We start from the raw sequence: 7,891 nt of genomic DNA on the forward strand, positions 1-7,891 counted from the left end.
CCCCCACCACGAGCAGCGCACCGGCGACCCCGTCGTCGTCCCCGCGGCCCGGGTCCTGACGTCCGCGGCCGCCGGTCAGGCGCGCAGGGCGTGGACGCTCACCGCGTAGCCCCCGCCGTCGTAGGGCTCGGTGCCGTCCCAGTCCGCCGTCCGGGTGCGCAGGGTGAGCCCGGCGCCGACGCAGGCGGTGTCGTAGGCGACCAGGTCGGGGAACGCGACGCCGTCGGGCAGCGTGAACGGCACGTGGTCGGCGTCCAGCCCGAACCCGAGCACCAGCAGCCCCCCGGGGCGCAGGTGGGCGGCCAGGCGCGCCACGACCCGCGCGTGGGTCCCGGGAGTCAGCAGCGGCCAGAGGTTGCCGGCGGCGACGACCAGGTCGAACCGGCGGCCGAGGTCGAGGCGGGCGAGGTCGACGAGCCGCCAGTCGAGGTCCGGGCGGGCCGCCCGGGCCTCGGCGAGCATCGAGCGGTCGAGGTCGGCCCCGACGACGCGGTGGCCCAGCTCTGCGAGGTGCACCGCGACCCGTCCGGTGCCGCAGCCGGCGTCGAGCACGTCGCCCGGGCGGCGGCCTAGCTCCGCGAGCAGCGCGTCGACCCGTCGGGCCTCGCCGTGCAGGTCGGCGCCCTCGGCGGCGAGCGCGGCGAACCGGGCGGCGTAGTCGGGGCCCGCGGTGCCGCCGGTGACGGCCAGCCAGGGGTTGGACGGAGAGGACGTGCCGGTCACGGGCGGCACCCTACGGCCGCAACCGCCGGTAGACGCGGTGCTCGGGCGGGTCGACCGGGTTGTCGGGCGCGGCCCGGGCGACGGTGACGAACACGAACCCGGCCTTCTCCAGCACCCGCTGGGAGGCGACGTTGCCCGCGACGACCGGGACGAGCAGCTGACCGCACCCCGGGTGCGTGGCCAGGGTGTCGTCGGCGAGCGCCCGGACCAGTGCGCTGCCGAGCCCGTGGCCGACGTCGTCGGAGGATCCGACGAGGTAGTCGATCGTCATCGCGTCCGGCGGGACCAGCACGAACGGCGCGAACTCCGCGACCTCCTCGGGGTAGGCGTGCCAGAAGGAGCGCTGGCACAGCCCGAGCGGCCGCGACCGGCCCGACCCGTCGTCGAGCAGCGCGACGAGGTCCTCGGCCGGCTCCTCGCCGCGCAGCGTCGGTCCGAAGTCGCGCTCGACGGCCTCGGAGCTGGTCTCGTGGGCCCACCAGCGCGCGACGTGCGGCTCGGCGAGCCAGCGCCCGATCAGCCCGAAGTCGTCGGCGGTGACGGGACGGAAGGTGACGCGCACCGACGGGACGGTAGGCGCTCGTCGCGCCCGGTTCGACCGGATTGCTAGGCGCACGACGGCCGGGGAGCGACGCCGGCCCCGTCCCGGGAGGGACGGGGACCGGACGATCAGCGGCCCGGAGTGGGCCGGTCAGCAGCCGCAGTGGCCGTTGCCGTTCCCGTTCCCGTTGCCGTTCCCGTGGCCGTTGCCCCAGCCGCCACCGTGCTCACCGGGGGTCCCCGGGTGGGTCGTGGGAGTGGGCGGGTCGGTGATCGGCGGGATGATCACGGGCTTGGTCAGCTCGAAGTCGTAGGTCGTGCTCGGGGTGGAGATGAGGTCGACCGCCGACTCGAGGCCCGGGTTGCCCGACCCCTGGTTGATCTCGACCGCCTGCACGACGATGCCCGGCGAGCCGGTCACGTAGTCCGAGAGCAGCTTCGCGCCGTCGTTCGAGCACTTCGTGTGGTCGCTGTCGATGACGCCCGGGATGACCTGCGTCGAGCACCACTTGCCCGCACCGGCCAGGTAGCGGTGCCACTCGTCGGGCGTCGTGCTCGCGCCCTCGTTGTAGACCGGCTCGTACGTGAGCGCCGAGTACCCACCCGCGACGTCGGGGCCGTTGTAGTCGACGATGAGCTGCAGGCTCGGGAACTGGATCGGGTTGTCGGCCGCGCCCTGGTAGGCGGAGTACGCAGCGGTCGGGATCCACTCGGCCAGCGGCGTCCCGCTGTCCTCCGTCGAGTAGTACGAGACCTTGTCGCTCCCGGTCGGCGTGGACAGGCGCAGTGCCGCCTTGCCGCCCCCGGTCGGTGCGCCGTACTCGTCGGACACCTCGGCCTTGCCCGCGCCGCGGACGTCGTCCTTGGTGAACGGCGCCAGGTCGGGCAGCACCGTCGTCGTGGTGGTCCCGGAGGTCAGTGCGTCGAGGACGTCCGCGTTGCCGGTCCCGATCATCGTGGCGGTCGCGCCCCCGATCACCAGCGCGCCGGCCGCCACGAGGGCCGCCACCCCTCGACGCCCCAGCGTCACCCTGTGCTTGGCCATGCGTGTCTCGCCCTTCCCCCGAGGTGTGACGAACTCCTGTCCGGCCACGGCGGGGTAACGACATGAACTCGAACGAGTGACGACCGCTTTACTCCGCCCGGGCGAGCAGCGGGTCGGCTCGGGTCACGACGAGCCGGTGGTCGTGGCGCTGGGGTCCGCTCTCGGTGCGCACCCGCCGCACGCGCGTCGTGTCGACATGCGCATGCGTGCATGTATCGTCGGGGCATGGGGCGAGGAGGCGACGCGCACGGCCACGGGCACGGCGGGCACTCCGGCCATGCCGGACACGCCCACGGGGCCGACGCCAACGGCCGGCGGCTGACCGTCGCCCTCGTCGTCACCGCCCTCGTCCTGCTCACCGGCGCGGTCGGCGCCTGGGTCACCGGCTCGCTCGCCCTGCTGGCGGACCTCGGCCACCAGGTCACCGACGTCGCGGCGCTGCTCGCGGCCGTGGTCGCGGCCCGGCTCGGCCGGCGTCCACCCAGTGCCCGGCGGACCTTCGGGCTCGGCCGTTCCGAGGTGCTCGCCGCCGCCGTCAACGCGCTCGCGCTGCTGGCCGTCACCGCCTGGGTCGCCCTCGAGGCGGTCGAGCGGCTGTTCGCGGCCACCCCGCCGACGGTCCCCGGCGCGGCGCTGCTGGCCTTCGGTGCCGTCGGCCTGGTCGGCAACCTCGTCTCGCTGGCCGTGCTCTCCGGGGGCGACCAGGAGAACCTCAACGTCCGCGGCGCCGTGCTCCACGTGCTCGGCGACGCGCTGGGCTCGCTCGCGGTGATGGCGGCCGCCGGGGTCGTCCTGCTCACCGGCTGGCCCTACGCCGACGTGGTGGCGTCCCTGGTCATCGTCCTCATCCTGGTGCCGCGCACCCTCGCCCTGCTGCGGGCCACCGCCCACGTCCTGCTCGAGGGTGCGCCGCCCGGGGTCGACGTGGAGGAGGTCCGGGCCGCGCTCACCGAGGTGCCGGGCGTGCGCGACGTGCACGACCTGCACGTCTGGGTGATCTCCGACCAGGTGCCCGCGGCGTCGGCGCACCTCGTCGTGGACGACGACGCGACGGCGCACTGCGAGGGCCGCGCCGTCGACGGCAGCGTGCTCGACCGCGCGGCGCACGCGCTGCGCGACCGGTTCGGGCTGGGGCACACGACGCTGCAGATCGAGACGGCCGAGCACGCCGACCACGAGGTCCACTGCGCGCCGCCCCGCGAGGTGCCTTCACCGCGGACGTGACGGCCCGTCTCACGCGCCGGGCCGCTCCCGGGGCGGTGGCCGCCACAGCTGTGCCCGTTCCCGGTGCCGCTCCCTCCGGTAGCGCGCCGTCCGCGACCGGACGACGAGGTTCGCCGTCACCCGGACGACCAGCCCCAGCAGCACCAGCGGGGGCACCTGGACGCCGTTCGGCAGCGGCACGGCGAGCATCAGCACGGCGCACAGGGCCAGCAGCGCGCCCGACGCCACGAGCGGCGCCAGCACCGGGTCCCGGCGCCACGCCCGGCGCGCGGCGGGCCGCATCTGGCGCGGCACCGCACGCACCAGCCACGTCAGGACCACACCCACGACGGCGAGGGCGGCCGTCACCGCGACGGCGTGCGCGAGCCACCCCGCTCCCGGTGTGGGCGGTAGGCGCCGCGGGGACAACGCCACCCCGGCGACCGCGGCGGCGACGAACAGCACCGCGATCAGCAGGCCGGCGCGTCGGAGCAGGCCGAGCATGGCCAGCGGGACGTTGAACGCCACGACGTCGAGCGAGGGGTCGATCGCCAGCGCGTCGGCGAACGAGCGCAGCGCCCGGCGGGACCGGCCCAGGGTGAGGTCGACGACGCCGAGGGCGTTGAGGTTGGCGGGGTCGTCGGGCTTGAGGCGCACGGCGTGCTGCAGGCGGGGGAGCGCGGCCCGGGCGCCCCAGCGGCCGTACGCGGAGGCCAGGACCTGCCCCAGCGCGTAGTGGGCGTGGTCGGACTCCGGGGCGAGGGAGACCGCGTGCTCGGCGTGGGCACGGGCCCGCGCGTAGTCGGCGCGGCCCTCCCCGCCGAGGATCTGCGCGAGCAGGATGTGGGCCTGCAGGTGCTGGGGGTCGTGGCGGAGCAGCTCGTCGGCGCACGCGACGGTCTCCGGGAACCGCCGCGCGTGGTAGAGGGTGTTCATCCGGGTGGCGAGCCAGGTGGTCGGCGCGACCCCGAGGGCGGCGGCGCGGTCGAGGGCCGCCAGGGACGCCTCGTGGTTCCCGAGCCGCTGCTCCAGGATCGCCAGCACCACGAACGCGGCCCCGTCGTCGGGGTCCTCGGCCATCGCCCGGGCGAGCTCGGGGCGCGCGCGCTCGTACTGCCGGGCGTCGACCAGCAGGGCCGCCCGGCGCCGGGCCTCGGTCATGCTCCCCCTCGCCCGGTCGCTCCGCTCGCCCCCGGCCTCACATCAACTTGTGCTTCTTCATGTGCGCCACGAGGTCGTCGTAGGCGCCGTCGCCGTTGGCGTAGAGCGCGACCTGGCGGGCCGTGGTGAACCACGGCCCCGTCGAGGGGCGCAGGTCGGCCACGGCGGCCAGCAGGTCGTCCTGGGTGATCATGCGGGCGGTGCCGGTCGAGACGGAGTCGAGCAGGGCCCGCTCCGTCGCGGCCTCGCAGAGGTGGGCGAGGTCGGCACCGGAGAAGCCGACGGTACGGGCGACCAGCGGCTTGAGACGGACGTTCTCGACGGGCCGGTCGCGCAGGTGGTAGGTCAGGATCGCCTCGCGGGCCGCGTCGTCGGGCGGGACCACGAGCACCGTGCGGTCGAAGCGGCCGGGGCGGCGCAGCGCCGGGTCGACGTCCCAGGGCATGTTGCTCGCGGCCAGCACGAAGACGCCCTCGTTGTCCGCTCCCACCCCGTCGAGCTCGGCGAGCAGCTGCGTGACGACCTGGCGCAGTACCCCGCCGACGATCGTCGAACGCTTCTGCGCGATGCCGTCGAGCTCGTCGAGGAACAGCACGCAGGGCGCGGCGGCGCGGGCGGCCAGGAAGACGTCGTGCATGTTGCGCTCGGAGTTGCCCGCGTACATGTCGAGCACGTCGTGGATCCCGACGGCGAGGAACCCTGCCCCGAGTTCCCCGGCCAGCGCCCGCGCGAAGAAGGTCTTCCCGCAGCCGGGCGGCCCGTACAGCAGCAGCCCGCCGCGCAGGCTCTTGCCGTAGAGGGCGCGCAACTGCTCGTTGCGCAGCGGGGCGAGGAACGCCGCCTCCAGCCGCTTCTTCACCGCGTCCATGCCGCCGACGTCGGCCAGCCGCAGGGCCGGGCGCTCCACCGTGAACCGCGCAGCACCCGCCGGAGGGCCGATGGGCACCACCTCGGGCTCCTGGCCGATCACGTCGTCGGGGGCGAACCGCGGGCCGACGACGTCCTGGACCTGGTGCTCGGCCGCCGCCCAGTCGAACCCCGACGGCGGGCCGGGTCGGGTCGGCGCCTCGGGCACCGGACCGGACCCGGGCGCGGCGAGCGCCCGGGTCATCAGCGCGGCGGCGCCCGGGTTGCCCGGCTCCTGCCCGAGGACCGTGGCGACGTGGGTGACCGCCTCCTCGCGCTCGCCGGCGTCGAGCAGCAGCTCGGCGAGGTGCAGGCGCAGCGCGACGTCGCCGGGTGCGGCCGTGACCGCCGCCCGCAGGCTCGCGAGCAGGGGGTCGGCACCGGTCACGCCGTCCAGCGTAGGGCCCGGGCCGCCGGGCCCGGCGGTGATCTCCGGCCGCCCCCGTGCGCGCAGGTCGCTCTCCGAGCGGAGGCGTTAACAAAGCGGTGACCTGACGGCAAACGGCCTCACCCGCCGCTCACGCAGGATGCCTGGGTGGTTGCCCCGATCGGGGCGATGGTCCCGGGTCAGGGCGTGAGGGGAACACCAGCGTGTCACAGGACGTGGAGCCCGCCGAGGCGCAGTCCGCGCCGCCGAGCGGTGCGCAGAGCAAGCCGCCCCGGATGGGGAAATCAGCTGAGACCCTCGAGGACTACACGCTGCGGTTCGCGCCCCGCAGCTATCGGCGGTGGTCGGTCGGCGTCGTGGCCACCTCCGCCCTCGGCGGCATCGCCTACCTCGCCGACTTCGCGATCGGCGCGAACATCGGCATCTCCTACGGCACGGTGAACGCGCTCTGGGGGATCCTGGTCTTCGCGGTCGTCATCTTCCTGTCGGGCTTCCCGCTGGCCTACTACGCCGCGCGCTACAACCTCGACCTCGACCTCATCACCCGCGGCAGCGGCTTCGGCTACTACGGCTCGGTGGTCACGAACGTCATCTTCGCGACGTTCACGTTCATCTTCTTCGCGCTCGAGGGCTCGATCATGGCCCAGGGCCTCCAGCTCGGCCTCGGCATCCCGCTCTGGATCGGCTACGCGGTCTCGACGATCATCATCTTCCCGCTGGTCGTGTACGGGATGAGCCTGCTCTCGAAGCTGCAGCTCTGGACCACGCCGGTCTGGCTCGTCCTGATGGTGCTGCCCTTCGTGTACCTGCTCATCAGCCACCCGGAATCGGTGTCCACGTTCTTCGCCTACCAGGGCGAGAAGGGGCAGGGCTCGCCGAGCCTCGGGTCGGTCTTCCTCGCCGCGGGCGTCTGCCTCTCCCTGATCGCGCAGATCGCGGAGCAGATCGACTACCTGCGCTTCATGCCCCCGCGGACCGCGGAGAACTCGCGGCGCTGGTGGACCGCCATGGTGCTCGCCGGCCCCGGCTGGGTGATCTTCGGTGCCGCGAAGCAGGTGATCGGCCTCTTCCTCGCCGTCTACCTCATCGCGAACGTCGCGGGCGGCGCCGGATTCGCCAACGAACCCGTGCAGCAGTTCCTGATCACCTACACGAACATCATGCCCTCGTGGTTGGCGCTCACCCTCGCGGTGATCCTCGTCGTCATCAGCCAGATCAAGATCAACGTCACGAACGCCTACTCCGGCTCGCTGGCCTGGACCAACTCTTTCACCCGGGTCGCGAAGCACTACCCGGGCCGGCTGGTCTTCCTCGGGGTCAACCTCGCGATCGCGTTGATCCTGATGGAGGCGAACATGTTCGACTTCCTCAACACGATCCTCGGGTTCTACGCGAACTGCGGCATGGCGTGGGTGGTCGTCGTCGCCTCCGACATCACCATCAACAAGTACGTCCTCGGGATCTCCCCCAAGCAGCCGGAGTTCCGTCGCGGCATGCTCTACGCCGTCAACCCGGTCGGGTTCGGCTCGATGGTCATCGCGGCGGGCGTGTCGATCCTCGCCTTCTTCGGGGCCCTCGGTGAGACGCTCGCGTCGTACTCCCCGCTGGTCGCGATCGTGCTGGCGTTCGTCTTCCCGCCGATCATCGCGCTCGCGACGAAGGGGAAGTACTACCTGCGCCGCACCGACGACGGCATCGACGCGCCGATGTACGACGAGCTCGGCAACCCCTCGGGGGAGACCCTGTCCTGCGTGTCCTGCGGGCAGGACTTCGAGCGCCCCGACATGACGGCGTCGGCGGCGGGCAGCGGGCACGTCTGCTCGCTCTGCCTCTCCACCGACCGTGCGGGCACCCACGTCCTCCCGGAGCCGACGACGTCCTAGTTTGTCTCCGACGTGTGCGTGCGTTCCCGTGTCCCGACACGG

General features: G+C 73.7%; 7 protein-coding genes. 2 read left to right on the forward strand and 5 right to left on the reverse strand.

All coding sequences use genetic code 11. From position 1 onward, the window contains the following. Nucleotides 1-75: 75 nt before the first annotated feature. From AC0CYZ_RS22435 to AC0CYZ_RS22445, 3 genes are all read right to left on the reverse strand, one after another. Nucleotides 76-723 carry a class I SAM-dependent methyltransferase gene (locus AC0CYZ_RS22435; RefSeq protein ID WP_472219419.1) on the reverse strand — a complete coding sequence of 216 codons (648 nt, stop codon included), beginning with the start codon at nt 721-723 and terminating at the stop codon, nt 76-78. Between the two features lie 10 nt (nt 724-733). Continuing rightward, complete coding sequence (locus AC0CYZ_RS22440; RefSeq protein WP_472219421.1) at nt 734-1,285, reverse strand: GNAT family N-acetyltransferase; 552 nt, start codon at nt 1,283-1,285, stop codon at nt 734-736. A gap of 129 nt (nt 1,286-1,414) precedes the next feature. Then, nucleotides 1,415-2,308, reverse strand: a complete 894-nt coding sequence (locus AC0CYZ_RS22445) for a hypothetical protein (protein ID WP_472219423.1) — start codon at nt 2,306-2,308, stop codon at nt 1,415-1,417. A gap of 225 nt (nt 2,309-2,533) precedes the next feature. Between AC0CYZ_RS22445 and AC0CYZ_RS22450 the strand changes: the two genes are divergently transcribed. Beyond that, complete coding sequence (locus tag AC0CYZ_RS22450; RefSeq protein ID WP_472219425.1) at nt 2,534-3,532, forward strand: cation diffusion facilitator family transporter; 999 nt, start codon at nt 2,534-2,536, stop codon at nt 3,530-3,532. Between the two features lie 9 nt (nt 3,533-3,541). Here AC0CYZ_RS22450 and AC0CYZ_RS22455 read toward each other — a convergent pair whose 3' ends face one another. Together AC0CYZ_RS22455 and AC0CYZ_RS22460 are read right to left on the reverse strand one after the other, a co-directional pair. After that, a complete protein-coding gene (locus AC0CYZ_RS22455) occupies nt 3,542-4,672 on the reverse strand; it encodes a tetratricopeptide repeat protein (protein ID WP_472219427.1) in 1,131 nt (376 codons plus the stop codon). Nucleotides 4,673-4,709: 37 nt separating this feature from the next. After that, complete coding sequence (locus tag AC0CYZ_RS22460) at nt 4,710-5,966, reverse strand: ATP-binding protein (RefSeq protein WP_472219428.1); 1,257 nt, start codon at nt 5,964-5,966, stop codon at nt 4,710-4,712. A gap of 275 nt (nt 5,967-6,241) precedes the next feature. On the opposite strand from AC0CYZ_RS22460, the gene AC0CYZ_RS22465 reads away from it, so the two are divergent. Further along, a complete protein-coding gene (locus AC0CYZ_RS22465) occupies nt 6,242-7,849 on the forward strand; it encodes a purine-cytosine permease family protein (RefSeq protein WP_472219430.1) in 1,608 nt (535 codons plus the stop codon). The last annotated feature ends 42 nt before the right edge of the window (nt 7,850-7,891 follow it).

The organism is Actinomycetospora sp. (genome assembly GCF_055612215.1).

Bases quoted from the DNA above. Each gene is read 5' to 3' on its own strand.
- AC0CYZ_RS22465 (WP_472219430.1), top strand. From the start codon at position 6,242: ATGGGGAAATCAGCTGAGACCCTCGAGGACTACACGCTGCGGTTCGCG.
- AC0CYZ_RS22445 (WP_472219423.1), bottom strand. From the start codon at position 2,308: ATGGCCAAGCACAGGGTGACGCTGGGGCGTCGAGGGGTGGCGGCCCTC.
- AC0CYZ_RS22455 (WP_472219427.1), bottom strand. From the start codon at position 4,672: ATGACCGAGGCCCGGCGCCGGGCGGCCCTGCTGGTCGACGCCCGGCAG.
- AC0CYZ_RS22450 (WP_472219425.1), top strand. From the start codon at position 2,534: ATGGGGCGAGGAGGCGACGCGCACGGCCACGGGCACGGCGGGCACTCC.